This window comes from Xanthomonas populi (assembly GCF_002940065.1).
GTDB lineage: Bacteria > Pseudomonadota > Gammaproteobacteria > Xanthomonadales > Xanthomonadaceae > Xanthomonas > Xanthomonas populi.
The window spans coordinates 15,464-40,732 of sequence record NZ_MDEJ01000003.1 but is presented as its reverse complement, the minus strand read 5'-3'; the positions used below and the strand labels follow the sequence as shown (position 1 = coordinate 40,732).

General features: G+C 63.0%; 19 protein-coding genes and 2 pseudogenes. 8 read left to right on the top strand and 13 right to left on the bottom strand.

Annotated elements, in window-relative coordinates; genetic code table 11:
- Positions 1-79 precede the first annotated feature (79 nt).
- The gene (locus XpopCFBP1817_RS00990; RefSeq protein ID WP_128415597.1) at positions 80-928 is read left to right on the top strand and encodes an alpha/beta fold hydrolase; all 849 of its coding nucleotides are present in this window, start codon (positions 80-82) and stop codon (positions 926-928) included.
- On the top strand, positions 925-3,399 hold the full coding sequence (locus XpopCFBP1817_RS00985; RefSeq protein ID WP_128415596.1) for an acyl-CoA dehydrogenase: 2,475 nt from the start codon (positions 925-927) through the stop codon (positions 3,397-3,399). The genes XpopCFBP1817_RS00990 and XpopCFBP1817_RS00985 overlap by 4 nt, the downstream gene beginning before the upstream one ends.
- A 275-nt stretch (positions 3,400-3,674) precedes the next feature.
- Here XpopCFBP1817_RS00985 and XpopCFBP1817_RS00980 read toward each other — a convergent pair.
- A pseudogene (locus XpopCFBP1817_RS00980) lies at positions 3,675-3,948 on the bottom strand (DUF1304 domain-containing protein).
- Positions 3,949-4,296: 348 nt separating this feature from the next.
- Positions 4,297-5,661 (bottom strand): NTP/NDP exchange transporter, encoded by a 1,365-nt coding sequence (locus tag XpopCFBP1817_RS00975; RefSeq protein WP_128415595.1) that lies wholly within the window; start codon positions 5,659-5,661, stop codon positions 4,297-4,299.
- A 333-nt stretch (positions 5,662-5,994) separates the two neighbouring features.
- Here XpopCFBP1817_RS00975 and XpopCFBP1817_RS00970 point away from each other — a divergent pair, with 333 nt between their 5' ends.
- Entirely contained in the window at positions 5,995-7,374 is a 1,380-nt protein-coding gene (locus XpopCFBP1817_RS00970; protein WP_128415594.1) for a serine hydrolase domain-containing protein, read from the top strand.
- A 366-nt stretch (positions 7,375-7,740) separates the two neighbouring features.
- On the opposite strand, the gene XpopCFBP1817_RS00965 is transcribed toward XpopCFBP1817_RS00970, so the two are convergent.
- The 10 genes from XpopCFBP1817_RS00965 to nudE form a co-directional block, all read right to left on the bottom strand.
- The gene (locus XpopCFBP1817_RS00965) at positions 7,741-8,181 is read right to left on the bottom strand and encodes a histidine biosynthesis protein HisIE (RefSeq protein WP_128415593.1); all 441 of its coding nucleotides are present in this window, start codon (positions 8,179-8,181) and stop codon (positions 7,741-7,743) included.
- Positions 8,182-8,625: 444 nt separating this feature from the next.
- A complete protein-coding gene (locus tag XpopCFBP1817_RS21510; RefSeq protein ID WP_208619522.1) occupies positions 8,626-8,925 on the bottom strand; it encodes a hypothetical protein in 300 nt (99 codons plus the stop codon).
- 297 nt (positions 8,926-9,222) lie between these two features.
- Positions 9,223-9,618 carry a glycine cleavage system protein GcvH gene (gcvH, locus tag XpopCFBP1817_RS00955; RefSeq protein ID WP_128415592.1) on the bottom strand — a complete coding sequence of 132 codons (396 nt, stop codon included), beginning with the start codon at positions 9,616-9,618 and terminating at the stop codon, positions 9,223-9,225.
- Positions 9,619-9,717: 99 nt separating this feature from the next.
- A complete protein-coding gene (gcvT, locus tag XpopCFBP1817_RS00950) occupies positions 9,718-10,827 on the bottom strand; it encodes a glycine cleavage system aminomethyltransferase GcvT (RefSeq protein ID WP_128415591.1) in 1,110 nt (369 codons plus the stop codon).
- Positions 10,828-10,994: 167 nt separating this feature from the next.
- Positions 10,995-11,429: an NfeD family protein gene (locus XpopCFBP1817_RS00945; protein WP_128415590.1), complete on the bottom strand. Its 435-nt coding sequence runs from the start codon at positions 11,427-11,429 to the stop codon at positions 10,995-10,997.
- Positions 11,430-11,432: 3 nt separating this feature from the next.
- Positions 11,433-12,398: an SPFH domain-containing protein gene (locus tag XpopCFBP1817_RS00940; protein WP_128415589.1), complete on the bottom strand. Its 966-nt coding sequence runs from the start codon at positions 12,396-12,398 to the stop codon at positions 11,433-11,435.
- Positions 12,399-12,558: 160 nt separating this feature from the next.
- The gene (locus XpopCFBP1817_RS00935; RefSeq protein ID WP_128415588.1) at positions 12,559-12,888 is read right to left on the bottom strand and encodes a YnfA family protein; all 330 of its coding nucleotides are present in this window, start codon (positions 12,886-12,888) and stop codon (positions 12,559-12,561) included.
- A complete protein-coding gene (gene mazG / locus XpopCFBP1817_RS00930; RefSeq protein WP_128415587.1) occupies positions 12,885-13,826 on the bottom strand; it encodes a nucleoside triphosphate pyrophosphohydrolase in 942 nt (313 codons plus the stop codon). The genes XpopCFBP1817_RS00935 and mazG overlap by 4 nt, the downstream gene beginning before the upstream one ends.
- 191 nt (positions 13,827-14,017) lie before the next feature.
- The gene (gene cysQ, locus XpopCFBP1817_RS00925; protein ID WP_128415586.1) at positions 14,018-14,818 is read right to left on the bottom strand and encodes a 3'(2'),5'-bisphosphate nucleotidase CysQ; all 801 of its coding nucleotides are present in this window, start codon (positions 14,816-14,818) and stop codon (positions 14,018-14,020) included.
- Positions 14,815-15,363: an ADP compounds hydrolase NudE gene (gene nudE, locus XpopCFBP1817_RS00920; protein WP_167393775.1), complete on the bottom strand. Its 549-nt coding sequence runs from the start codon at positions 15,361-15,363 to the stop codon at positions 14,815-14,817. Before nudE ends, cysQ begins: the two co-directional genes overlap by 4 nt.
- Positions 15,364-15,404: 41 nt before the next feature.
- Here nudE and bioA point away from each other — a divergent pair, with 41 nt between their 5' ends.
- The gene (gene bioA / locus XpopCFBP1817_RS00915) at positions 15,405-16,823 is read left to right on the top strand and encodes an adenosylmethionine--8-amino-7-oxononanoate transaminase (RefSeq protein WP_128415584.1); all 1,419 of its coding nucleotides are present in this window, start codon (positions 15,405-15,407) and stop codon (positions 16,821-16,823) included.
- On the top strand, positions 16,814-17,548 hold the full coding sequence (locus XpopCFBP1817_RS00910; protein WP_128415583.1) for a 16S rRNA (uracil(1498)-N(3))-methyltransferase: 735 nt from the start codon (positions 16,814-16,816) through the stop codon (positions 17,546-17,548). The genes bioA and XpopCFBP1817_RS00910 overlap by 10 nt, the downstream gene beginning before the upstream one ends.
- A 128-nt stretch (positions 17,549-17,676) precedes the next feature.
- Here XpopCFBP1817_RS00910 and XpopCFBP1817_RS00905 read toward each other — a convergent pair whose 3' ends face one another.
- A complete protein-coding gene (locus XpopCFBP1817_RS00905) occupies positions 17,677-18,675 on the bottom strand; it encodes a glucokinase family protein (protein ID WP_208619525.1) in 999 nt (332 codons plus the stop codon).
- 722 nt (positions 18,676-19,397) lie between these two features.
- Here XpopCFBP1817_RS00905 and XpopCFBP1817_RS00900 point away from each other — a divergent pair.
- From XpopCFBP1817_RS00900 to XpopCFBP1817_RS00890, 3 genes and pseudogenes are all read left to right on the top strand, one after another.
- The gene (locus tag XpopCFBP1817_RS00900; protein ID WP_128415581.1) at positions 19,398-22,109 is read left to right on the top strand and encodes a TonB-dependent receptor; all 2,712 of its coding nucleotides are present in this window, start codon (positions 19,398-19,400) and stop codon (positions 22,107-22,109) included.
- 211 nt (positions 22,110-22,320) lie between these two features.
- A pseudogene (locus XpopCFBP1817_RS00895) lies at positions 22,321-24,006 on the top strand (alpha-L-fucosidase).
- A gap of 14 nt (positions 24,007-24,020) precedes the next feature.
- On the top strand, positions 24,021-25,076 hold the full coding sequence (locus XpopCFBP1817_RS00890) for a glycosyl hydrolase family 18 protein (RefSeq protein WP_128415580.1): 1,056 nt from the start codon (positions 24,021-24,023) through the stop codon (positions 25,074-25,076).
- Positions 25,077-25,269 lie beyond the last annotated feature (193 nt).

Sequence of the window (25,269 nt, the reverse complement as noted above, 5' to 3'; positions counted from 1 at the left end):
TGGTATGGTCACTTCTCCATCTAGCCTCGCCCAGATCACGTCTGTGACCAAGATCCGTGTTGGCTAGACCTCGCTTGCCGTGTCGACGCAGGGCGCGGAACACGCAACGACCGTGCTGTTTGCGCATGGATTTGGCCAGACACGACACGCATGGGAAGGCACGGCAACCGCATTGGCCGAAGCCGGCTACCGCACGCTGTCTTACGACGCGCGCGGGCATGGCGATTCCAGCGGCAATGACGCTGATGTGCCCAACTCGGCCATGCAATTCACCGACGATTTGATCGTAGTGGCCGGCGAGCAAACCGAGCCACCAGTGCTGATAGCCGCGTCGATGGGCGGGCTGTTTGGGCTGCTTGCAGAAGCGCGCTGGCCGGGTTTTTTCCGCACGATCGTGCTGGTCGACATCACGCCGCGCTGGGACACGCGCGGTGTGGAGCGCATCCTGCGTTTCATGACCGCGCATCCGGGCGGATTCGCATCGCTGGATGCTGCGGCAGATGCGATCGCCGCTTACTTGCCACATCGGCGGCGCAGGACGTCCCAGCAGTTGCAAGGCTTGCTGCGGCAACATGACGATGCACGTTGGCACTGGCATTGGGATCCGCGCCTTGTCGACGAACTGGCAGCGCAAGATCCACATCTGCAGCAAAAAGCATTGCTGGACGCCGCGTCACAGGTGCGATGCCCGATGCTGTTGATCAGCGGCGGGCGCAGCGATCTGGTCGCGCCGGACAACATTACCGAATTTCTGTCGATCGCCCCGCATGCGCAGCACGTGCATTTGCCCGATGCCACGCACATGCTGGCCGGCGACGACAACACCACTTTTACCGCCACCGTGTTGCATTATCTGGATGCACTGCACTCGGTTGGCACCATCGCAGCGTCCAACATTACCGAGCATGTCACTGGAGCAAGACCATGAGCATCGTTGCACCGTTCCTTCTCGTCATCCTGGCGGCTGGCATCGCTGCCTACCACCGCATGCGCCTTGCCACCTGGGTCGCGCTGAGCGCCTGTGTGCTGGTGGCGTGCTGGTTGCTGGGTGCCAATCTCACCGCAACCATCGTTGCTGCCATATTGGTAGTGTTGGTCTCCGCGCCGGTGTTGTTGCCATTCCTGCGCAAGCCGCTGCTCACCACGCCGCTGATGGGCTTCTTCCGCAAGGTGCTGCCGCCGCTGTCGCAGACCGAGCGCATCGCGCTGGAAACCGGCTCGGTGGGTTTCGAAGGCGAGCTGTTCACCGGCGATCCGGATTGGCAGAAGCTGCTCAACTATCCCAAGCCCCAGCTGACCGCCGAAGAGCAGGCGTTTCTGGATGGCCCGGTCGAGGAGCTGTGCAAGATGGTCAACGACTGGGAAATCACCCACGTCCACGCCGATCTGCCGCCGGAGCTGTGGGACTACATCAAGAAGCAGAAGTTCTTCGGCATGATCATCCCGAAGCAGTACGGCGGCTTGGGTTTCAGCGCGCTGGCGCATCATAAGGTGATCCAGAAGCTGTCCTCGATCTCCAGCGTGGTCAGCTCCACCGTCGGTGTGCCCAACTCGCTCGGGCCGGGTGAGCTGCTGCTGCATTACGGCACGCCGGAACAGAAGGACTATTACCTGCCGCGCCTGGCCATCGGCGCGGAAGTGCCGTGTTTCGGTCTGACCGGCCCGTTCGCCGGCTCGGATGCGACCTCGATCCCGGACTACGGCATCGTCTGCAAGGGCGAGTGGAATGGCGCCAACGTGCTCGGCGTCAAGCTCACCTTCGACAAGCGTTACATCACCCTGGCACCGGTGGCGTCGCTGATCGGCTTGGCGTTCCGCATGTACGATCCGGAAGGCTTGATCGGCGACAACAAGGACATCGGCATCACCCTGGCGTTGTTGCCGCGCGAGACGCAAGGGGTTGAAATCGGCCGCCGTCATTTCCCACTGAATTCCACCTTCCAGAACGGACCGATCCGTGGCACCGAGGTCTTCATTCCGCTCAGCCAGTTGATCGGTGGCGTGGACATGGTCGGCAAGGGCTGGAACATGCTCAACGAGTGCTTGGCGGTGGGGCGTTCGATCACCCTGCCCTCCACCGCCAGCGGCGGCGGCAAGTACGCGGCGGTGGTGACCGGTGCGTATGCGCGCATCCGTAAGCAGTTCGGTCTGTCGATCGGTCGCTTCGAGGGCGTGGAAGAAGCGCTCGCACGGATCGGTGGCAAGGCCTATGCCATCAGTGCGCTGTCGCAGGCGACCGCGGCTGCAGTGGATCGCGGCGATGTGCCATCGGTGCCGTCGGCGATCGCTAAGTACCACTGCACCACGATGGGTCGCGAAGTGGTCAGCGACATGATGGATGTGATCGGCGGAAAAGGCATTATTTTGGGGCCGCGCAACTTCGCCGGCCGTGCCTGGCAGTCCGCGCCGATCGGCGTGACGGTGGAAGGCGCCAATATCATGACCCGCAGCCTGCTGATCTTCGGTCAGGGCGCGATCCTGTGCCATCCGTGGGTGATGAAGGAAATGAAGGCGGCGCAGGATCCGGATACGCGCCGTGGCCTGGAAGATTTCGATCAGAGCCTGTTCGGTCACATCCGCTTCGGCATTTCCAACGCGGTACGTTCGTTCTGGTTTGGCCTCACCGGCGCACGTATCGGCGCTGCGCCGGGCGATGCATACACGCGTCGTTTCTTCCGCAAGCTGGATCGCTACTCCGCCAACCTGGCGCTGATGGCCGACGTGTCGATGCTGATGCTGGGCGGCAAGCTCAAGTTCAAGGAGTCGCTGTCCGGTCGTCTGGGCGATGTGCTGAGCCACATCTACCTGACCAGCGCGATGCTCAAGCGCTATCACGACGAAGGCGCACCGGCGACCGATCAGCCGCTGCTGGCGTGGGCCTTCCACGATAGCGTGCACAAGATCGAAACCGCACTGTCGGCCGCGCTACGCAACTTCCCGATCCGTCCGGTCGGCTGGCTGATGTGGGTGTTGATCTTCCCACTGGGCCGTCGTGCCGAAGCACCGGGCGACCGTTTGGGGCATCGCGTGGCATCGATCCTGATGACGCCCAACGAGGCACGCGATCGCCTTGGGCAGGGCGTGTTCCTGACACCGTGCGCCAACAATCCGGGCGGTCGTATCGCCAGTTATCTGGCCAAGGCCGTGTTGGCCGAGCCGGTGGAGCGCAAGTTCCTGAAGGCGCTCAAGACCAAGGGCATCGAAGCGCTGGATTTCCCCGCGCAGCTGGACGAGGCCGTGGCCGAGGGCGTGATCACCCTCGACGAGCGCAGGCAGCTGGAAGAATTGCGCGCGATCATGATGGACACCATCACCGTCGACGATTTCGATCCGCATGAGCTGCGTGCGGCGAGCTACTACGACAAGCCGCAGGCACAGCAGCCACGCGAAGCGGCGTAAGGCGCAGGCACAGCAGCCACGCGAAGCGGCGTAAGGCGCAGGCCAACGTGATAGCAGACGACGGCGGGTTTGGCCCGCTGTCGTTGTTTGTGGAGACCGCCAATCACGAAGCTACGCTGCCTACCGCCGTGGTTTGCCCGCCCCCCGCGCAGCAGGTATGGCCTCAGCGAACTGCCTTGCAGGAGCGGACCCGACCGCGATGAGACATCACGGCTGAAGCCTCATCGCGGTCAGGCCCGCTCCTACGAGAAGCGAACACGCTGCCGACAGAACCTTCAGCGCGGCAACCACACCAATGCCAACGTGATCAACGCAGGCAACGCCTGTAAGAATGCGCGCCTGCACCGCGCACCAGACCAGGCCGGCGGCGAGAAAGCCGTTGTAGAGGCCCTGGTTGGCGGCGAGTACGCGGGTGTCATCAGCCTTCTCGGGCGTGTTGCGGAAGGTCTTCAAGCGCAGCGGGTGCGTCCATAGCAGCATTTCCAACACCAGGATGTGGACGTGCAGCAGAGCGACGCCCAGGCCAGCAACGATAGCGAACAGCGACATGGCAGATAGGCAAGATGAATGTGCCGGCCAGCATCGTCGTGATTGCAGTCGTCTTGTCTGGATCAGCCGATGACCCTCGCGCAGCCGCAAGATGGCAGAAAAGATGCAAGACCTGCATGCACGAGTAGAACGTTGCGATGACGCGCACCGGCTGCACTGGTTCCGCGTTTGTTCGGCGGCCGCGCAGTGGCTTGCTGTCTGCTCCTGGTGTGGCTGATAGAACGTCGCGAACTCTCCACCGGTGGCACGAAAGGCGCGCTCAGAATCGGAGTATCCCGGTGCGACATGCCGCGCCGAACATCGGCCTCGCCCGCCCGTTGGTGGGCGCAATCATCTTGCCGACCGCTCTTAGTCGGACGCCTGCTTGCTCGTCTGCGCATCGCGCTCGGCAGGCAGTTTGCGCGCCTCGCGCAGCAAGCCGAAGGCGCCCAGTGTCATGCCCGATGCCACCACCAGACCGACGCCGAACACCGCGCTGGAGCCGAATGCCGACACCACCTTGTGCACCCACACGAAGGTAAGGTCGCCACCGCGGTAGATCACCGTATCGATCGCCGCACCGGCCTTGTAGCGCCACTCGCGATCTACTCGCGTATACAGCGTCTCGCGCGCGGGCTTGGCGAGTGCGAACTCGCTGGAGCGAGTGATCACCTGCACGATCGCGATCATCATCGGCAACGGCGAAGCCGCCAGCACCGCATAGCCCAGCGTGATCGCCACGCCCGGAATCAGTAGAGCCGGTGCGATACCGAAGCGCGACAACAGCGCGCGCGTCACCAGCAGCTGCAACACCAGGGTGAGCGCATTGACCGCCAGATCAATACTCGCGTAATACGCGGTACTGGCCGCCGCATTGGTATACAAGCGCCGCACCAGCGCTGCCTGCTCGTTGTAGAGCAAGGTGCCGACGCCCACGGCCAATACCACCATCACCGCCAGCCAACGCAGCAGTGGCTCACGCACGATCAGCTTGAGCCCGCCGAGCATATCCCCGCCCATCGGCACTTCGCCGGAGCTCAGCTGTCGCGCCTGCTCGCGTGCGACCGCCCATGGCCGCAAGCGCAGCAGGCAGACCACGCACATCACCAGAAATCCCGCCGACACCAGCATCAAATGAGCAATGCCGATGCGTTCGACCAGCGTGCGGGTGAGGATCGGCCCAAGGAACGCACCGATCGTACCGGCCGCACCGATATAGCCGTAGTAGCTGCGCGCTTCTGCGTTGCTGAAAATATCGGCCATGAAGCTCCAGAACACCGCCACTGCAAACAGATTGAACACGGTGATCCACAAAAAGAACGCCATGCCGCGCCCGGGCACGCCGCTGTCGAACAACACGTAGAACAACAACAAGGTCGCAATGAAGAAGCCATACACCACGGGCAGAAACACGCGCCGCGGATAGCGGCTGACCAGCGCGCCGTACACCGGCTGCAGCAGCAACATGATCAGGAACGCGCAGGTAAACAGCACCTGCAGGGTGAAATCCTTGAGCGGCATGCCGTGCGCGGCGAAGAAGGTGATCATGGCGCTGGGGAAGATCGCATCCACATCCGCCGACGCACTCATCGCCTCGCGCACCGGGCGTAGCACGTAATACCCGCTGAGCAGGCAGAAGAAATACAGAAAACTCCACGCCAGCGGTGGCGAACTGCTCAGTACGCCGCTCAGACGGCCAGCCGCAGACTGCGACGAAGAAAACCGGCGGGTCATGGTGGAGAGGTCGCCCACAAAAACGGGCCCGACAGCAAGAACGTGGCAGCGGCGGCACCCGCGAAAGTAGCGCGCAAGTTAGCCGATGCGGCGCAGCACAACCAGCGGCGCGGTGCAGAACACAACGGACGGATCGTGCATCCAGCCGGCACGCCGCTTGCAACCATATTTGCACAGGCGCCAAAGCGCGCGTGAAACACTCCTCGCAGCCGGATTTCTGAACCTGAAATCATCAATAGGATCAATATGATGCCCATTCATCTTCTGGCAATTTGTGCTATTGCAAAGCGTGGCGCTAGAATCGCCGGAGGCAGTGGAACAGGCGGGACAACCATGACTCAAATGCGCAGGCCCCGACGGTTCCGTCCGTTGGCCATCGGGCTGCTCGGGGCGTTATTGCCTCTGGCCCTCTCATCCACTGCGCAGACACCTGCGCCAGCTGCCTTTGCGCTGCAGCCGGCCACCGCCGCACAGTCACACACCGCTCCGCTGCAATATCGCGCCTCGCTACAGGCCAGCCGTGTGCTGGCGCCGGCGGCCGGCTTCGATGTCGCCGCGTTCGAGTCGATGGCCAATCAATTGACCTTCGGTAATCGCGTGCCCGGTATCGCGATGGCGATCGTGCAGGGCGGCAAGGTGCTCAGCGCGCGCGGCTACGGCGTCACCGACGTCAATCATCCGCAGCGGGTTGATGGCCACACCGTGTTCCGTCTTGCTTCGCTGTCCAAGGCGTTCGCAAGCACCATGGCGGGCCTGTTGGTCAACGACGGCGTGCTGCGTTGGGACAGCAAGGTGGTCGATTACGTGCCCGGCTTCCATCTCAGCGATAACGTGGCCACCCATCAGCTCACCGTCGCCGAGGTACTCAGCCACCGCGTCGGCCTGACCCGCAATGCCTACGACCGCGATATCGAATCCAACGTCGGCTACTACTCGCTCAGTCACAAGCTTGCCGCTGCGCCGCTGCGCTGCGCGCCTGGCGATTGCTATGCGTATCAGAACGTGGCCTTCAGTCTGGTCGGCGATGTGGTGTTCGCCGCTGCCGGCAGCTTCTATGAGCAATCGGTGGAGCGCCGCATCTTCAAGCCGCTTGGCATGAACGATGCAAGCATGGGCCTGGCTGGTATCCAGGCCAGCCCGCATGCGGCACGCCCGCATGTGCGCAGCCGCGGCGGTTGGGTGGCCCTGACGCCCAAGCCGACCTACTACCGCTTGGCGCCCGCTGCCGGCGTCAATGCCAGCGCCAGCGACATGGCGCAGTGGTTGCTCGCACACACAGGTCATCGCACCGACGTGCTGCCTGCGCCGCTGCTGGCGACGTTACACGCGCCGTTGATCTCCACACCGGGAGAGATGCGTTCGGGTTGGCGCCACGCGCGTGTGAATGCTGCCAGCTACGCGCTGGGCTGGCGCGTGTTCGATTACGCCGGCCATCAAGTCGTCTTCCATGCCGGCGCGGTGCAGGGTTATCGCGGCCTGGTCGCGCTGTTGCCCGAGCGCGACCTTGGCATCGCAATCATGTGGAACGGCGAGAGCGGCCTGCCTTCCGGCATGCTACCGACAATCCTGGACCGCGCGCTCGGGCTGCCGGCCAAGCGGTGGCTGGATATCGATGTAGATGGCGACTTCGGCAGCGAGAACATGCTGGCCGAGCGCCCCGATCCTGCAGGCAAGGGTGCCTCGTCCGGCAAGTCGGTGGCATCGCCGCGCTGAGTGAGCATTGCTGGGATCTCAGACAAAGGCGGCTTCGGTCGCCTTTGTTGTTTTTGGATCAGGTGATTGCGTCGAGTTGAGTGGGGATCGGAGGCGGGAACAACATGCCGGGCATCGATCCACTGCCATGCGGTAACGGTCGCTGGCGGTGAACGCGTGGATGCATGGTCGAGTGCATGCGTGAGACCAAACGGAGGATTGCGGCAAGCAAATCACGGCACGGCCGGCCGCGACAGCTTCATCTGCACGCGCCCTGCCGACACTGCCAACGTCATTGACACGTCCGTCGACCAAACTAAAAAAGCTCCCTCCCCGCTGGGCGTCGGGGGAGAGAGCTCGATGTTTACGGCGATCGGGTGTTGCAGATCAGATCAGCGGCGCCGGAGTTGCGGGCAGCGCGACCGGAGCGGCCTTCTTCTTACGAACGGCCAGCTTCTTGGCGACCTTCTTGACAGCGGTCTTCTTGGTGGCGGACTTCTTGGTCGCCTTCTTCGCAGCTGCTGCTTTCTTGGCGGTCTTCTTGACTGCTTTCTTGGCGGCCGTCTTCTTGGTCGCCTTCTTTGCGGTCTTCTTCACTGACTTCTTGGCGGCAGTTTTCTTGGTTGCCTTCTTGGCAGTCTTCTTCACTGCTTTCTTGGCGGTTGCCTTCTTTGCAGTCTTCTTGACGGCCTTCTTGACAGCCGTCTTCTTCACTGCCTTCTTAGCGGTAGCCTTCTTGGCGACCTTCTTGACTGCCTTCTTGGCGGCAGTCTTCTTCACTGCCTTCTTGGCGGTGGGTTTCTTTTTTGCAGCTTTTTTAGTGGCCATGTAATTGGCTCCTCGTCAGTGAACTATGGAGGTGAAACGCCCAGTTGAACCAAACCCCGCGACGGCATACCGTCGTCGGGAACCATCCGCAGGTGACGCGCGACGGGACGGATACACAAACACCCGCATCGAACGAGGACACGGGTGCGTGATCGGAATGACTAATGCTTTCTTGGAGAGAAGCGGACCCGACTCCACCGTGGATAGCACTTCGGTGGACATCTGGAACAAGCGTGTCGGCTTGATGTCGATTCTGCTCACTCTCTTTCGCAGCAACGTCTGCTGGGCGAAACCTAATCACGCTTTTTTTACTGTCAACACTCTTTTGCATTTTTTTTTCAGCCGGCCATCGCAATGCGGCGCGTCGACGTGATCCAGGCGGGCCACGCAATGGCATGCGCGCGCCACCGATGCGTGCATTCGTGCAATAGAGTTTTCATAAAATCACTTCTTTTGTGCTGTTTTTTTGAAGCGATGAAAAATGCGACGGTTGGACCGGCATGACGGACGCACCGGAAGGTACAAGGCAGCGATGTCTCGCGTCGCCTGTCCGCCAGCTGAAAATTTTTTATCCAACGACTGCACTTCCGGCGACGCATCAGCACAAATGCGCAAACTTATTGCGCTCTTCGATCGTCTTGCGTGCGCCTGCATGGACTGCCCGACACATGCATGCACGCCTTGCATCGCTTCCAACAATCGACCATCGACGCATGCGCGCACCACGTTTTTCACCACGCACACGCCGCGTCCTCACGATTGGCTCACGCCAGAAAATCCGACGCGTCTGAATGCGGACACCATTGGACGATGTGGTGGTGATGCGTGACTGGCGCGTGCGGTATTTTTTTGATCGGTCGCCGAGCGCGGCGATGGCGACCGACAACTGGCATACACGCATCGTTCGACGACTCGGCAACGCAGCAACTCGCTGGCCACTGCAAACGATACCGACCCGCTGCCGCCAGCTCGCACGCAAGCACGCAAAAAAAATGGCCGCTCTGAGAGCGGCCATCCGAGCTTGCAACGCGCCAGGCGCGATCAGTGCGCGTCTTCTTCCAGCAGCTCGGCGTAGTCGTCCGGCGACAGCAGGTCGTTGAGCTGTCCCTTGTCGTCGAGTTCGACCACGAAGATCCAGCCGTCGCCGTAAGCGTCTTCGTTGATGGTTTCCGGCTTGTCGCTGAGTGCGCTGTTGACTTCGACAACGGTGCCGCTGACCGGGCTATAGACGTCGGAAGCGGCCTTGACCGACTCCACCACCGCCGCGCCGTTGCCGAGCTGCACGGTGTCGCCGACGCCCGGCAGTTCGACGTAGACCAGGTCACCCAGCAAGCCCTGCGCGTGGTCGGAGATACCGACGGTCACGCGGCCGCTGTTTTCGACGCGGGCCCACTCGTGGGATTTGAGGAACTTGAGGTCGCCAGGGATCTCGCTCATGTGTGCTCCGGGGAAACTGGGGTTAGGGACAGGTCGGACTGGTTGGCCGCTACGGATGCTGCACGCTGCCGACCGTCTGCACGCCCTGCAGCGTTTGACTCATTGCCCGAGGACGCCGGGCTGTGCCTGGCCATCGCGCACGAACGGAAACCTCACTGCGCGCAACGGCACCTGCTTGCCGCGGATGTCTACACGCACGTTGTCGATGTTGCCGGCCGGCACGCGCGCAAACGCGATCGCCTTAGCGAGCGTGGGTGAGAAGGTGCCGGACAGGATCTGGCCTTCGCCGCTGGCGGTGAGCACGGTCTGGCCATGCCGCAAGACGCCCTTCTCATCCATCACCACGCCGATCAGTTGACGCGGTGCGCCTTGCGCCTTTTGCGCTTCGAGCACGGCGCGACCGATGAAGTCGCGGCCTTCGTCCAGGGTGATCGTCCACGCCAGCGCGGCCTCATAAGGAGTGACAGCCTCGTCCATGTCCTGGCCGTAGAGATTCATGCCCGCTTCCAGGCGCAAGGTATCGCGCGCGCCCAGACCGGCCGGCTTGACGCCTTGCGCGAGCAGTGCGTTCCAGAACGCAACTGCGGCATCTTGCGGCAACACGATTTCGAAACCGTCTTCGCCGGTGTAACCGGTGCGTGCAAGGAACAGTGCGATGCCATCGCGCGAACGCGTCTGCAGTGCGGCGAAACGGCCGAGCTTGCTCGCTGCTGCGCTGTCGGCTGGGTCGACCAGTTCAATGACCTTGGCGCGCGCGCTGGGGCCTTGCACGGCGATCATCGCAACGTCGCTGCGTTCTTCAACGCGCACATCGAAGCGTGCGGCCTGCTCGCCGATCCACTGCAGATCCTTTTCGCGGGTGGCGGCGTTGACCACCAGGCGGAAGAACGCTTCGCTCATGAAGTAGACGATCAGGTCGTCGATCACCCCGCCCTGCGGATTGAGCATGCAGGTGTACAGCGCCTTGCCGGAGACCTTGAGCTTGTCCACCGAGTTGGCCAGCAGGTAGCGCAGAAATTCGCGCGCACGCGCGCCATGCAGATCGACCACGGTCATATGGCTGACGTCGAACATGCCGGCGTCGCGACGCACCTGATGGTGTTCGTCCAGTTGCGAGCCGTAATGGATCGGCATGTCCCACCCGCCGAAGTCGACCATCTTGGCGCCGAGCGCACGATGGGTGTCGTTGAGGATGGTCTTCTGGGTCATGCGCGCCGGTCCAGGGAAAGAGGACCATTATCGCCGCCCGGCCGCGCTTGGGGGAACGGTGTGCCTGGCGCCGCATCGCAGTGCCGGAACCTTGACTACGCCACCGCACAACACGCCGCGCTGCAGCATCGGTGCTTCCGCAGGGCAGCGTGTGCACTGCCTGCCGATCAAACGCTCGCCTGCACCTGCAAAGTCATGCCATCGACACCGACGATGCGCACCGGTGTGCCGGCCGGCAGAGCCGGCCCACTGACCACCCAGAACGCATCGTCCACCTTAGCGCGGCCGCGCCCCTCGTGGATCGGTTGGTCGAGCACCACGCAGCGGCCGATCAACTGCTCGGCGCGTCGGTTGAGCAAGGGCCGATCGCTCTGCCGGCCCTTGCCGAGAAACCAGGTGCGATAGACCTGCACCGATAGAAAGCTGAGCAGCACGAAGGCGACGATCTGCACCAGCAACGTCATGCCCGGCAATGCGAGCACCAGCACGCACACAGCGGCGGCGGCAATGCCCATCCACAGCAGAAATGCGCCGGGCACCAGTGTCTCGGCGGCGATCAACAACAAGGCCAACACTGCCCACACCACCACGTCCCAGCGCATGGCTCAGCCTCCTGTGCGGGCGGGAATCGGCGACACGTGTCCGCTGGTCGCGTCGGGTTTATTCAGCGCCTCCTTCGCCAGCTCGGCGATACCGGCGATGGAACCGATGATGCCGCTGGATTCCATCGGCATCAGCACGAACTTCTGGTTGGGCGCGGTGGCCAGCGCCTTGAACGCTTCCACATACTTCTGTGCGACAAAGTAATTGATCGCCTGCACGCTGCCGTTGGCGATCGCATCGGAGACCACCTGGGTGGCCCTGGCTTCGGCCTCGGCCAGGCGCTCGCACGCTTCGGCGTCGCGGAACGCGGCCTCCTTGCGGCCTTCGGCTTCGAGCACGGCGGCCTGCTTCTCGCCTTCGGCGCGCAGGATTTCCGATTGACGCGAGCCTTCGGCTTCGAGGATCTGCGCGCGCTTTTCGCGCTCGGCCTTCATCTGCCGCGCCATCGAGTCGATCAGATCGCGCGGCGGCTGGATGTCGCGGATCTCGATGCGGGTGACCTTGATGCCCCACGGATTGGTGGCCTGGTCGACCACGCTGAGCAACTGCGCATTGATGGTTTCGCGCTGGCTGAGCGATTCGTCCAGATCCATCGAGCCGATCACGGTACGGATGTTGGTTTGCACCAGCGCGATCGAAGCGATCTCCAGATTGGAGACTTCATAGGCGGCCTTGGCGGCATCGAGCACCTGGAAGAACACCACCCCATCCACGCGCACTACCGCATTGTCCTTGGTGATGACGTCCTGGCTGGGCACATCCAGCACCTGCTCCATCATGTTGATCTTGCGCCCCACCCCGTAGACCACCGGCACCAGAAAGTGCAGGCCCGGACTCAGGGTGTGGGTGTAACGGCCGAAGCGTTCCACCGTCCACTGAAACCCCTGCGGCACCATGCGCACGGTCTTGAACAACACGATGACGCCGGCGACCAGAACGGCGATGGCTAAAAAAGAAGTCGGAAACATAGGCAGCCCCTTGCAAGTGACGAATCGATCCTTGGCGTGAGTATGCCCCGGCGCTACCTGTACCCACTGCGAGCTACAGCCGTGGCGGATGCGGTCGCGACTATTGCGTGCGGCGCTGTTGCGCGGTCTGCAATGTGATGACGTTCGCGCGGATCTGCGCTCAGGCGCTACGCGTCGTGAACATGATGATGGCCATGCCGAGCAGGCTGCTGGCTGCGCCCAGCAGATCCCGGCACGTTGGCGTCACCCGGTCCACCCACCACAGCAAGGCGCTGGCGATGTAGACACCGCCATAAGCCGCATACACGCGCCCGCTGGCGTCGGGATGCAGGCTCAACAACCACACGAAGATGGCAAGGCTCAGCGCACTTGGCAGCAACAACCACGCGCTGCCGCCTTTACGCAGCCATAGAGAAGGAAGGTAGCAACCGACCAGTTCGGCGACGACGGTGGCCGCGAACAACAACACGGTGGTCGGCGCGGAACTCATTCGTGGTCTTGCTTGTGGTGGTCTTGCCTGTAGCGGCCTGCCTGATGCGGGTCTGAGGTATCGAGACCTTGCTCGCCGACAGGCTTGTCGGTGACAGGATTGTCGAGGGCAGCAAGATCATTGCCTCGCTCGCCGCGCTTGACCTGTTGCCACAGCGCTTCCTGTTCGCTCAGGGACAGCGCAGCCAATGACGTGCCAGCGGCTTGCGCCAGCGCTTCCATCGCGCGAAAGCGGCGTTCGAATTTGAGATTGGCGCGGCGCAGTGCGGCGCCCACATCGACCTTGGCGTGCCGCGCCAAGTTGGCGCAGACGAACAGCACATCGCCCAGTTCGTCTTCCAGCCGCGCCTGGTTGTCGGCGACCGGGCCACATGCCAACTCCACGCGCAACTCTTCGATTTCTTCCTGCAATTTTTCCAGCACCGGTGCCGGGCCGGGCCAGTCGAAGCCGACCCGCGCCGCGCGCGACTGCAGCTTGGTGGAGCGCTGCCACTCCGGCAGGCCGCGTGCGATACCGGCAAGTGCGGAGTCGTCCTGATGGCCAGCTGCACGCCGTTCTTCGCGCTTGATCTGCTCCCAGTTGGCGCTCAGTGCCTGCGCATTGTCGGCGTGCTGCTCGGCGAAGACATGCGGGTGGCGACGCACCAGTTTGTCGCTGAGTGTGGCGACCACGTCGGCAAAGTCGAAAGCGCCCTGCTCGGCTGCCATCTGTGCATGGAAGACCACTTGCAGCAGCAGGTCGCCCAACTCGTCGCGCAGGCCCGGCAGGTCGTTGCGATCGATGGCGTCGGCGACTTCGTAGGCTTCTTCGATGGTGTACGGCGCAATGGTGGCGAAGGTCTGCGCCATAGCCCAGGGACAGCCGTGCTCACGATCGCGCAGACGTGCCATCACCTGCAGCAGGCGCTGGATGTCGCCGGTCGGCGGGGTCTGAGGCATCGTGTGTTCCTGGGGCGTCATGCAGTTGAGGTGCGCTGCCGTGCGATCACGCGGCAGCGACTCAGCACCATCAGCAGCGGCATCGTCCAGCCCCAGCAGCGGCGCGCGATCGCCCGAGTGTACATTTCAGTTCGTCAGGTCGCTGCGCATCCACTGCTGCGCTGCACGCGCCGTCATCTTCGTAGCGACCCTCACACCATCCAACCACGCCAAGGCAGATTGGGATCACCCAGCGCGATGAAGTCGCTGTTGAGCACGGTGTCGCGGCGGTTGTAGCGGAACGGTTTGCCGGAGCCGCCCGCCAGCAACACGCCGCCTGCGGCATGCAACACACATTGGCCGGCAGCGGTGTCCCACTCGGAGGTGGGGCCGAAGCGCGGATAGACGTCGAGATCGCCTTCGGCGATGCGGCAGAACTTCAATGACGAGCCCTGCGCTACCACATCGATCTCGCCCATGCGCTCCAGTGCGGCCGCAGTGCGCGCGTCGCGGTGCGAGCGACTGGCGGCCACCCGTAATGGAGAGGCGGCGGGCGTGCGCGTTTGCAGCGTTTCGTCGCGGTCGCCATCGCGGCGGTAGGCGTTCTCGCCGCGCGCCGCGTACCAGACCCGGCCATCGACCGGCGCCTGCACCACGCCGAGCACCGGCGCGCCCATGTGGATCAACGCGATGTTGACGCTGAACTCGCCGTTGCGCTTGACGAACTCGCGGGTGCCGTCGAGTGGGTCGACCAACCAGTAACTGGTCCAGAACTGACGTTCTTCCCAGGCGATGTGCGCGGACTCTTCCGAGAGCACCGGCACGTCCGGCGTGACCCGGCGCAGCGCATCGACGATGACGCGATTGGCGGCCAGGTCGGCCTGGGTCAGCGGGCTGGCATCGTCCTTGATCTCCACCGCGAAGTCCTGCGCGTAGACCTGCATGATCGCATCACCCGCCTCGCGGGCGATGGCGATCACGGTCTCGCGCAGTTCCATCGGAATGCGGATCATGGATTGCGCTCCAGCCACTCGCGCGCAATGAACAGGGCAGCCAGCGAACGGCCTTCGGAGAAATCTTCGCGCAGCATCAATTCGTCCAGACGTGCGATAGGCCATGGAATCACTTCCATTTCTTCCGGCTCGTCGCCTAGCAGGCGCTCCGGATACAGGTCGCGTGCCAGCACCAACCAGGATTGGTGACTCATGTAAGTAGGTGCGAGCGTCATCGCGCGCAGCACCTGGACCTGGCGCGCGCCATAACCGGCTTCTTCCTTGAGTTCGCGGTCTGCCGCCTGCTCCGGCGTTTCGCCGGCATCGATGCGGCCCTTGACCAGACCCAGCTCGTAGCGATGCACGCCGGCGGCGTATTCGCGCACCAGCAGCACGGTCTGCGCATCGAGCATCGGCACCACCACCACCGCGCCGTGACCCTGGCTGAGTTGGCGTTCGTAGATGCGGCGCTGCCCGTTGGAAAATTCCAGATCCAGTTGCTGGCGACGGAACGGCCCGTCACCGAGATCGGTGATCGTGTGGATGGTCGGCAGACGCGGGCTCATGCGTGACACGCAGCGGCGGGGGCGACCGATAGAATAGGCGGATGCATCGACATGTTCATGAACCCGAAATCCTAGCAGACCCGGCAGCCTCTCAAGTTGCCGAACATTGGCGGCAACGCGATCTTGAGGTGCTCTGGCACCCCTGCACGCAGATGCGCGAGCACCCGCACACACTTCCACTGGTGCCAATCGCACGTGGCGAAGGTGCGTGGCTGGTCGGCTATGACGGCCGCCACTATCTGGATGCGGTTAGTAGTTGGTGGACCAACCTGTTCGGCCACACCGAACCGCGTATCGGCGCGGCCATCGCGCGCCAGGCTGGCGAACTGGAGCAGGTGATGCTGGCAGGCTTCACGCATGCGCCCGCAGTGCAATTGGCCGAGCGCCTGTTGGCGATCGCGCCACGTCAGGCCGGGCGCGCGCCGTTGTCCAAGGTGTTCTATGCCGACAATGGGTCGGCCGGCGTGGAAGTAGCGTTGAAGATGGCCTTCCATTATTTCCATAACCGCGCCGAGCACCGCCGCACGCGCTTCGTCGCGCTGGAAAACGGCTATCACGGCGAGACCATCGGCGCGCTGTCGGTCGGCGACATTCCGTTGTACCGCCGCGTGTATGCACCGCTGTTGCTGGAGTCGATCTTTGCGCCTTCGCCCGATGCGTATCTGGCCGAGCCCGGACAGAGCGCTGAAGACTATGCATTGCAGGCCGCCGATGCGTTGCAGGCGTTGTTTGAACAATCGCCTGGCGAAATCTGTGCGTTGATCCTGGAGCCGCGCGTGCAATGTGCCGGCGGCATGCGCATGTATCACCCGGCCTATCTGCAGCGTGCGCGCGAACTATGCGATGCGCATGGCGCGTTTCTGATCGCCGACGAGATCGCCACCGGGTTCGGCCGCACTGGCAGCTTGTTCGCCTGCGAACAGGCCGGCATCATGCCCGACCTGTTGTGCCTGTCGAAAGGATTGACCGGCGGCTTTCTGCCGCTGTCGGCGGTGCTGGCCACACAGCAGGTGTACGACGCGTTCCTGGACGATTCGCGCGAACGTGCGTTTTTGCATTCGCATAGTTACACCGGCAATCCGCTGGCGTGCGCGGCCGCACTGGCCACGTTGCAGATCTTTGCGGACGACGACGTGATTGCGCGCAACCACTACACGGCCGCGCGCATGAGCGCACTGGCCGCACAGATCGGCGAACACACCGCCGTGGCGGACGTGCGTCAGGCCGGCATGATCGTGGCGTTCGAGCTCACTCAAGGCGGCGACAAACGCACGCCGTTTCCGGCGGCGGCGCGGATCGGCTTGAAGGCGTATCGCGCGGCCCTGGCCAAGGGTGTGGTGCTGCGCCCGCTAGGCGATGTGCTGTACTGGATGCCGCCGTATTGCGTAGACGAAGCGCAACTTGCGCTGTTGGCTGCCACCACCCGCCATACCATTGAGGAGGCCGTTGCATGCGCCTGACACGCTCCCATGTGGCGCTGCCGCTGCACTGCGACCAGGAGGTGACGCTGCCCGAAGAGTCCGCCAATCACCTGCTGCGTGTGCTGCGGCTACGCGAGGGCGATGCCTGCATCCTGTTCAACGGCGACGGCAGCGACTACCACGCGCGCATCACGCTGGCCGGCAAGCGCGAGGCGCGGGCAGCGGTGGAACGTGCGGAGCCGTTGTGCAGCGAATCGCCGTTGTCGATCACCTTGATCCAGGGCATCGCGCGCGGCGAGAAGATGGACCTGATCTTGCAGAAGGCGACCGAGCTGGGGGTTGCGGCGATCGTGCCGGTCAACGCCGAGCGCACCGAGGTCAAACTGGATCCGGCGCGGATGGAAAAACGCGTGGCGCATTGGCGCAGCGTGGTGGTCTCGGCCTGCGAGCAATTCGGGCGCGCACGCGTTCCCACCGTCGCTGCGCCACTGGGCCTGCAGGACGCGGCGCAGACCAGCGACCCGCATGCGTTACGACTGACGCTGGACCCGCACGGCGCGCATCGCCTGGGTACCTTGTCGGTGGCCACGCAACAGACCGTGATCGTGGCGATCGGGCCGGAAGGCGGCTGGTCGCCGCGCGATCGGGCGACCCTCGGCGAGGCCGGTTTCAGCGGACTGCAATTGGGCCCACGCATTCTGCGCACCGAAACCGCAGGGCTTGCGGCGATTGCGGCGCTGCAGTCGCGGTTTGGGGATTTATAGCGCGTTAGTGCGAGTCCTGTTGCCGCCCGCTCTAACTCGCAGGAGCGCCCTTGGGCGCGATGGGGCATTGTCGATAACGCTTCATCGCGCCCAAGGGCGCTCCTACGGGAATGCGGAATTCGATCGAATCAGCGCCCTTGCTGCAAGAACCAGCTGGCCGCACCGATCACGCCGAGCTGGCCGTGTTCGACGATGCTGACCGGCACCTGCTCCAGCGCCGGGCGCAAGGCGCCTTTGTCGAGCAGGCGCGCGACGAAGTCGCTTTGGGCAATGAAGGCGGCGATCTGCGGCAGGAATCCGCCTGCCAGATACACCCCGCTGCGCACGCCGTACAGCAGCATCATGTCGCCGACCACGCTGCCCATGAAGCCGCAGAACGCCTGCAATGCATCGCGCGCCAACGTGTCGTGACCGGCCAATGCGGCGGCGGTGACATCGGCCGGGCCGGTGTGCACTGCGGGCTGGCCACGCAGCGCGGCCAGCGCGGTGTAGAGATTCAACAAGCCAGGTCCGGAGAGCAGATGTTCGGTGGCCACGTGCGTACGCATGCGCCGCAATTGCTGCAGTAACGCCACTTCCAGATCGCTGGCTGCCGCGAGGGCGGCGTGGCCGGCTTCGGTCGGCAACACCACCGCAGTGGCACCGTTGGGAATCCACAACGCTGCGCCCAACCCAGTGCCCGGGCCAAGGATCAGCGCCGGGCCCGCTGCACCCTGCGGCGGGCCAGACAACTGCATGACCCGATTGCCGGTCATGTAAGTGGCCGCATAGGCAACCGCTTCGAAATCGTTGACTAGATGCAAAGCCTGCATGCCGAGCTGGCGGCGGATCTGCTCGGGTGCCAGCGCCCACGGTAGATTGGCGGTGATCACGCTGCCGTCGTCCAATGCGTAACCGGCACTGGCGATGACGCCGCGTTTGACTGGTGCGCAGCCCAGTTCTGCGAAGAACGCAACCAGGATCTCAGCCAGGCCTGGAGAATCGGCGCAGCGGTATTTGCGGTAGTCCAGCACAGTGACCGGCTTGCGTGGATCGATGCTTTCGCACACCAGCGCCAGGCGCACATGCGTCCCGCCCACATCTGCGGCAACGAAGGTTTCGGGGCGCGGAAAAGACACCGCTTCCATTGGGCTGCTTGCGCTCACGCGTTCTCCTGGTAAATGGCAGCGGGCCGGTGTCGTGTCCCGTTAGCCGACGAACGGTAACGGGTAGACAACGTTGTCAGCAATCGCCCTGTAACGCAACCGTTGCGATCACGATTGATACAGAGCGCTGCCAGCTTTATCATCCACCAAAAATCCGCACCTGTAACGGAGATTACTGCACAAATCGTGGCGATTGCCTAGCCTATGGCGAATTCAGCATAGAAGCAGTCGATCGCGATGCGCGCGCGCCACGTGCCTGCTGCGCAACTGCACAGGTGCAAACGGAACCGTGTCGCAGATTTGCTGCATTGCAGCGCAATCGCAGGCGCTTTAGAGATCTGTGACGATGTGTTGACAACGCTGTCAACGCTACGCGAGACTCAATCCAAATCAGGGTTCTGGCAGAAGGGGCCATGGACTGTTCGGGACTGAACAACGGGCGACTCCCGCGCCTGCCGCTTCCAGATTCGTGAGTGGTGCGTCATTGGACGTTCGACGCGCGAGAAGTCGCATTCGCCACACCGCTTCACCACACGGGGCACACCTGCTCTACCACGCGAATTGCCCTGACCCGCTTCTCACAACGGGTGCCAGCGCGATCACCGCGATCGGTCCGGGCGTGTTGTTTTGCCGGCCACGCCGAGCACGCGTTGCGCCCCTTACGGGCCAGGCGCGCTCAAAGCACTAACCAATGAGGTTTAGCCATGCACAGCCGCACCACGACGTTAGCACTCTGCATCACCGCCGCTTTGTACTGCTCCGGCTCTGCCATGGCTGCCGCACAAGAACAGCAGGCCGCTCCCGGTGCGCCCTCGGCCACCACCGAGTTGGACACCGTCACCGTCACCGGCTACCGCGCGTCGCTGGAGAAGAGCCAGGCGGTCAAGCGCTCGTCCAACGCGATCGTCGATGCCATCAGCGCCGAAGACATCGGCAAGTTCCCGGACATCAACGCCGCCGAATCGCTATCGCACCTGCCGGGCATCAGCGTCGATCGCCAGTTCGGCGAAGGCGAAAAGGTCAGCATCAACGGCACCGACCCGGCCTTGAACCGCGTGTTGCTCAACGGCCAGACCATCGCCTCGGGCGACTGGGGCGGCAACCCGACCGACACCAGCGGCCGTACCTTCAACTACACCCTGCTGTCGCCGGAAATCATCGGCCTGATGGAGGTCTACAAGACCCCCGAGGCACGCATCGACGAAGGCTCGATCGGCGGCACCGTGATCGTGCACACCCGCAAGCCGCTGGACCTGCCCAAGAACACCATCCGCGGCTCGATCGGCTACAACTACAACGACCGCTCGGAAGAAGGCAACCCGCGCGGCTCGGCCCTGTGGAGCTGGAAGAACGACGACGAAACCTTTGGCGCGTTGATCTCCGCCACGCATGACAAGCAGGATCTGGCACGCGCCGGTATCGAGTACTTCGGTTACACCACCGGTGCCGGCATTCCGGCCAGCGCCACCATCACCGGCGACGGCAGCGACGTGGCCACCGCACGCGTGCCAGCCGGTATCAGCAGCGCGTTCTTCCAGCAGACCCGCGAGCGCAGCGGCCTGCAGGGCGCACTGCAGTGGAAGCCCAACGAGCAGAACGAATTCAACCTGACCGGCCTGTATATCAAGGGCAAGTACAACAACTTCAGCCAGGCGCGGTATGTGTGCCCGAACTGTTCATCGCCTGCTGCAGATGGCTCACTCAACCCTGATGGAAGCCCGGTTCAAATCAGCAACATGCGTTTGATCGACAGGGCGACTGTGCAAAATGGAGTGGTGACTTCTGCAAATGTCGCAGATGGTGGTCTTGCCCAACCTTATTCCCAGCTGGATACGATTTATCGCGAAAGCACCGTCACCACCAAGAGCCTGAACCTGCGTCACGACTGGTCCGGCGAGAAATGGGTGTTCACCAGCCAGGTCGGCAGTACGCAGGCCACCGGCGGCAAGAACCCCGAATACCTGATGAAGTTCCTGATGCAGGACGGCGGCTACAACTACGCCTTCGACGGTCAGAACACCGCAGTGAACTACGACAACGGCGGCGCCTCGAACTGGGTGTTGCCTGGCAATGTCGCCGGACTGCCTGCTGGATCGACCGCCAATGGCGTCAATCAGGCCGGCGGTATCGCCTACCAGAAGAGCAAGGACGAAGAAAAGTACTTCCAGTGGGATGCCTCGCGCGATCTTGAGTGGGGCCCGTTCACCAAGCTGCAGTTCGGCTACAAGTACATCAACCACAACAACGGCGTGGACGCACGCGGCAACCGCATCAACTCCACCGATGCGGTGTCGCTGACGCAGTTCAATCCGGGTAGCACACCGAGCAGCCTGTACGACGGCCTGGGCGCCAGCGGCGACCTGACCACCTGGCCGACCGCCAGCCTGAACTCGGTGCGCAACTATCTGTTGTCGCAACCGCAGGGCCCGTACCGCACCGATTTCGGCGCCTCGTTCCAGGTCAAGGAAATCACCCAGAATGTCTATACGCAGTTGAACTACGAAAGCGGCAAGTGGCGCGGCAACGTGGGTGTGCGTCTTGTCGACACCACCGACAAGTCCGAGTTCTGGCGGAGCAACGATAGCGGCACCAACTTCGACCGCGTTGCCGAGACCAACGACTATCGCAAGGCGCTGCCGAGCTTCAACATCGCCTACGACATGACCGACGACACCGTGCTGCGCTTCTCGGCCGCCAAGGTCATCGCACGGCCGCGCTACGCCGATCTGGCCGGCACGTTCACCATCAACAGCGGTACCGGCGATCTGACTGCCAGTGGTGGTAACCCGGATCTGAAGCCGTACGAATCCACCAACTACGATCTGGCGGCCGAGTGGTACTTTGCTCCGTCCAGCATGTTGTCCGGTGAAGTGTTCTATCGCGACATCAGCTCCTACATCGTCAGCACCACCACCAGCCAGCAGTTGAATCCGGCACCGCCGGCCCGGCCGGGCGATTACCAGGTCACCACGCCGGTCAACGTGTCCGACGCCAAGGTCACGGGCGTGTCGGTCAACTACCAGCAGAGCTTCGGTCTGGGCTTCGGCTTGCAGGCCAACTATACGTTTTCCGAATCCGATTCCAGCTCCGGCTTGAACCTGCCGTACCTGTCGCGCGATACCTACAACGTGATTCCGTACTGGGAACACGGCGACTGGACGGTGCGTGTGAACTACAGCTACCGCTCCAAGTACTTCACCCAGATCGGCCGCTTGGAATCGCGTGACTTTGCAGATGCCTACAAGCAGCTGGATCTGAATGCCTCGTATCAGATCACCGATTACATGGGCATCACCTTCGGCGCGACCAATTTGCTCGATTCCACCTACCGGGTTTTCAGCAACACGCGTGATACCCCAACGGCGTCCTACAAGAACGGCCGCGGTTATCAAGCCCAGTTGAACTTCAAGTTCTGATGTCGTCCCGGCGCGCCACCGTCCCTCCACGGTGGCGCGCTTTTTTTTGCCTGTCGTTGCGTCTCCCGCAGCGCCAGGGTATCGGTTGCATGCAGGAGTGCCACTGGCCATCTCCCTTCGCGTCTGAAGGACGATCGCCAGGCCCGCTTCCGCCATCCACGTGCCGGTTGCCGTCTTGCCAACACGTTTCGCTGACAGGAGTGCAGTTCCCATGACGACCGAGTGCCGCCACTGCGCGGCTCCATCCCGCCGCCACGCCGGAGCTGTAGCCAGGAGTCGCGCGCTTGCGCTCGCGCTGCTGGTGGCCTGCCCGGTGCTGCCGTTGCACGCGGCGCAGTCGCCCACCGCGCCAACCGCCACCACGCTCAGCCCCGAACAGATTGACCAGCAGTGGCTCAGCGCCACCGCCAAGTACGCGCCCGAACGCGAGCGTCTGGTGCGCGAAGCCGAACAGGGCGCGCGCAAGGGTCCATTCCGTCCCGATTGGGCAGCGCTGAAGACCTATCAGTCGCCGGCGTGGTACGACAATGCCAAGTTCGGCATCTTCATCCATTGGGGCGTGTTCTCGGTGCCGGCGTTCGGCAGCGAGTGGTACTCGCGCAACATGTATCTGCAAGGCTCCAAGGAATTCGCGCATCACGTGGCGACCTACGGCCCGCAGGCGAGCTCCGGCTACAAGGATCTGATTCCCAACTTCACCGCACCCAAGTTCGACCCGAATGGCTGGGCCAAGCTGTTCCGCGACTCCGGAGCACGTTATGTGGTGCCGGTGGCCGAACACCATGATGGCTTCGCGCTATACGACTCCAAACTCTCCGATTGGACCGCGGTGAAGATGGGGCCCAAGCGCGATCTGCTGGGCGAGTTGTCCAAGTCGATCCGCGCGCAGGGGCTGCACTTCGGGTTGTCCTCGCACCGCGCCGAACACAACTGGTTCTTCGATGGCGGGCGCACCTTCGACTCCGACGTCAACGACCCGCGCTATGCAGCGCTGTACGGACCGGCGCAAGTGCGCCTGCCGGGCAAGGACGATGCCGATGTCAACAACGATTGGACGCCGGTCTCGCAGGCCTGGCTGGACGATTGGTTGGCGCGTACCACAGAGTTGATCGACACCTATCAGCCGGATTTGATCTATTTCGATTGGTGGATCGCCCACCCCACCTTCCGCAGCAGCCTGCCGATCATGCTGGCCTACTACTACAACCAGGGCGCGGCACGTACCGAAGCCGATCGCGGCGTGGTGGTGAACTACAAGCTGGGCGCATTCCCTGAAGGCGCCGGCACGCTGGATATCGAGCGTGGCCAGCTCACCGGCATCCACCCCACGCATTGGCAAACCGACACCTCGGTCAGTAATGCCTCGTGGGGGTAAATCGACAACGACACCTACAAATCCCCGACCTTCATCATCCACATGCTGGCCGACGTGGTGGCCAAGAACGGCAACCTGATGCTCAACATCGGCCCGCGTGCGGATGGCTCGATCCCCGCCACCGAGCGCGGCATTTTGCTTTCGATCGGCAAGTGGCTCAAGACCAACGGCGGCGCCATCTACGACAGCAAGCCGTGGCGCGTGTATGGCGAAGGCCCCACCGAAGTGGTGGGCGGCACCTTCCAGGACGTCAAGACCAAGCCGTATACGGCCGAAGATGTCCGTTTCACCACGCGCGATGGCGCGCTGTATGCGATTGAACTCGGTTGGCCGGCCAGTGGCAAGGCGGTGATCCGTTCGCTCACACCGGCCGATGACGTGCGCGGTGTGACGCTGCTGGCCAATGGCAAAAAGGTGCCGTTCGAGCAGCAAGCCGATGGCCTGCATCTGATCCTGCCTGCCAAGCCGGTGGGCGAACACGCCTACGTTTTCCGCATCGACCTTTCTTCTTCCACTCCCTGACGGATGCTGTTTTCATGAGCAAGCGATTGACCTGGATACTGCTGGCGCTGGCGTTGGCCTGCGCGCCGGCCTTGGCCAAAACCCCCACGGCGTTGTTCTATCTGATGAACACGCAGAAATCGACCAACGCGTTCCTGGCCCATGTCGACAAGATCGATGTGGTGGTGCCGACCTGGTACGGCGTGGACCAGAACGGCCTGGTCAACGGCGCCCCCAACACCTACCTGTACGACATCGCCAAGCAGAACAAGCTGCGGGTGATGCCGATCCTGTCGATGACCACCGGCCGCGACGGCTTCCACAAGTTGATGCACGACGAAGCCGCCAAGAAGCGCATGATCGAATCGCTGCTGATCCACGGCAAGCAGCACAAGTACTACGGCTTTCAGTTCGATTTCGAAAACATCGCCTGGACCGATCGCGACGCCTACACCTTGATGGTCAAGCAGACCGCCGATGCACTGCACAAGGCCGGTTTCAAGATGTCGGTGGCGGTGGTGCCGAATGCGCCGGGTCATGCCGAAGGCGGCCAGTTCTCCAAGTGGATGTGGGAATACTGGCGCGGTGCGTATGACCTCAAGGCGCTGGGCCAGGCTGCGGATCTGGTCAGCATCATGACCTACGACCAGCACACCCGCTGGACCACGCCGGGCCCGGTGGATGGCATGGTGTGGATGAAAAAGCACCTGGATTACGCGATCACCCAAGTGCCGAAGGAAAAGCTCTCGCTGGGCATCGCCACCTACGGCTACCGCTGGTACACCGGTAACCCGGTGAAGGAAGACGGCACCGAAGCGTCGAACATCGCGGCAACCTACATTGATGCCGACGAATCGTTCCCGCTGGCGATCGAACAGAACGCCACCGTGCAGTGGGACCCGGTCGAGCAGGAATCGTGGTTCTACTTCTATCGCGACGATATGCGCGAGTGGGTGTTCCGGCCGGACGCACGCAGCTTCAAAGCACGCTACGACCTGGTGAAGCAGTATGGTCTGGAAGGTTTCAGCTGCTGGGTGCTGGGCGCCGAAGATCCGAAGGTGTGGGACGCATTGCCGGCCGCGCAGCGCTAAGCGCGTTATCGCAACGCTGCACAACCTGGCGGGCGCGGCGCGGTGCTTGCATCGGGAGAGACCGACGATTCCTGCACCGCTCGCGCCCGTCTTAGTGTTGCTCGCGATGGTGCGTTCGTCGCTCTATAACGCACTGTGCGCACCCCAACGAAGCGTGCGCCAGTCCCTGCGTCATCCGGCATGGCTTTGCTAC

Coding starts and splice junctions, on each gene's coding strand:
- XpopCFBP1817_RS00985 (WP_128415596.1), top strand. CDS start 925: ATGAGCATCGTTGCACCGTTCCTTCTCGTCATCCTGGCGGCTGGCATC.
- XpopCFBP1817_RS00935 (WP_128415588.1), bottom strand. CDS start 12,888: ATGAGTTCCGCGCCGACCACCGTGTTGTTGTTCGCGGCCACCGTCGTC.
- bioA (WP_128415584.1), top strand. CDS start 15,405: ATGCATCGACATGTTCATGAACCCGAAATCCTAGCAGACCCGGCAGCC.
- XpopCFBP1817_RS00975 (WP_128415595.1), bottom strand. CDS start 5,661: ATGACCCGCCGGTTTTCTTCGTCGCAGTCTGCGGCTGGCCGTCTGAGC.
- XpopCFBP1817_RS00905 (WP_208619525.1), bottom strand. CDS start 18,675: ATGGAAGCGGTGTCTTTTCCGCGCCCCGAAACCTTCGTTGCCGCAGAT.
- gcvT (WP_128415591.1), bottom strand. CDS start 10,827: ATGACCCAGAAGACCATCCTCAACGACACCCATCGTGCGCTCGGCGCC.
- XpopCFBP1817_RS00900 (WP_128415581.1), top strand. CDS start 19,398: ATGCACAGCCGCACCACGACGTTAGCACTCTGCATCACCGCCGCTTTG.
- cysQ (WP_128415586.1), bottom strand. CDS start 14,818: ATGATCCGCATTCCGATGGAACTGCGCGAGACCGTGATCGCCATCGCC.
- XpopCFBP1817_RS00970 (WP_128415594.1), top strand. CDS start 5,995: ATGACTCAAATGCGCAGGCCCCGACGGTTCCGTCCGTTGGCCATCGGG.
- gcvH (WP_128415592.1), bottom strand. CDS start 9,618: ATGAGCGAGATCCCTGGCGACCTCAAGTTCCTCAAATCCCACGAGTGG.
- XpopCFBP1817_RS00910 (WP_128415583.1), top strand. CDS start 16,814: ATGCGCCTGACACGCTCCCATGTGGCGCTGCCGCTGCACTGCGACCAG.
- XpopCFBP1817_RS00965 (WP_128415593.1), bottom strand. CDS start 8,181: ATGGCCACTAAAAAAGCTGCAAAAAAGAAACCCACCGCCAAGAAGGCA.
- XpopCFBP1817_RS00945 (WP_128415590.1), bottom strand. CDS start 11,429: ATGCGCTGGGACGTGGTGGTGTGGGCAGTGTTGGCCTTGTTGTTGATC.
- XpopCFBP1817_RS00940 (WP_128415589.1), bottom strand. CDS start 12,398: ATGTTTCCGACTTCTTTTTTAGCCATCGCCGTTCTGGTCGCCGGCGTC.
- mazG (WP_128415587.1), bottom strand. CDS start 13,826: ATGCCTCAGACCCCGCCGACCGGCGACATCCAGCGCCTGCTGCAGGTG.
- nudE (WP_167393775.1), bottom strand. CDS start 15,363: ATGAGCCCGCGTCTGCCGACCATCCACACGATCACCGATCTCGGTGAC.
- XpopCFBP1817_RS00890 (WP_128415580.1), top strand. CDS start 24,021: ATGAGCAAGCGATTGACCTGGATACTGCTGGCGCTGGCGTTGGCCTGC.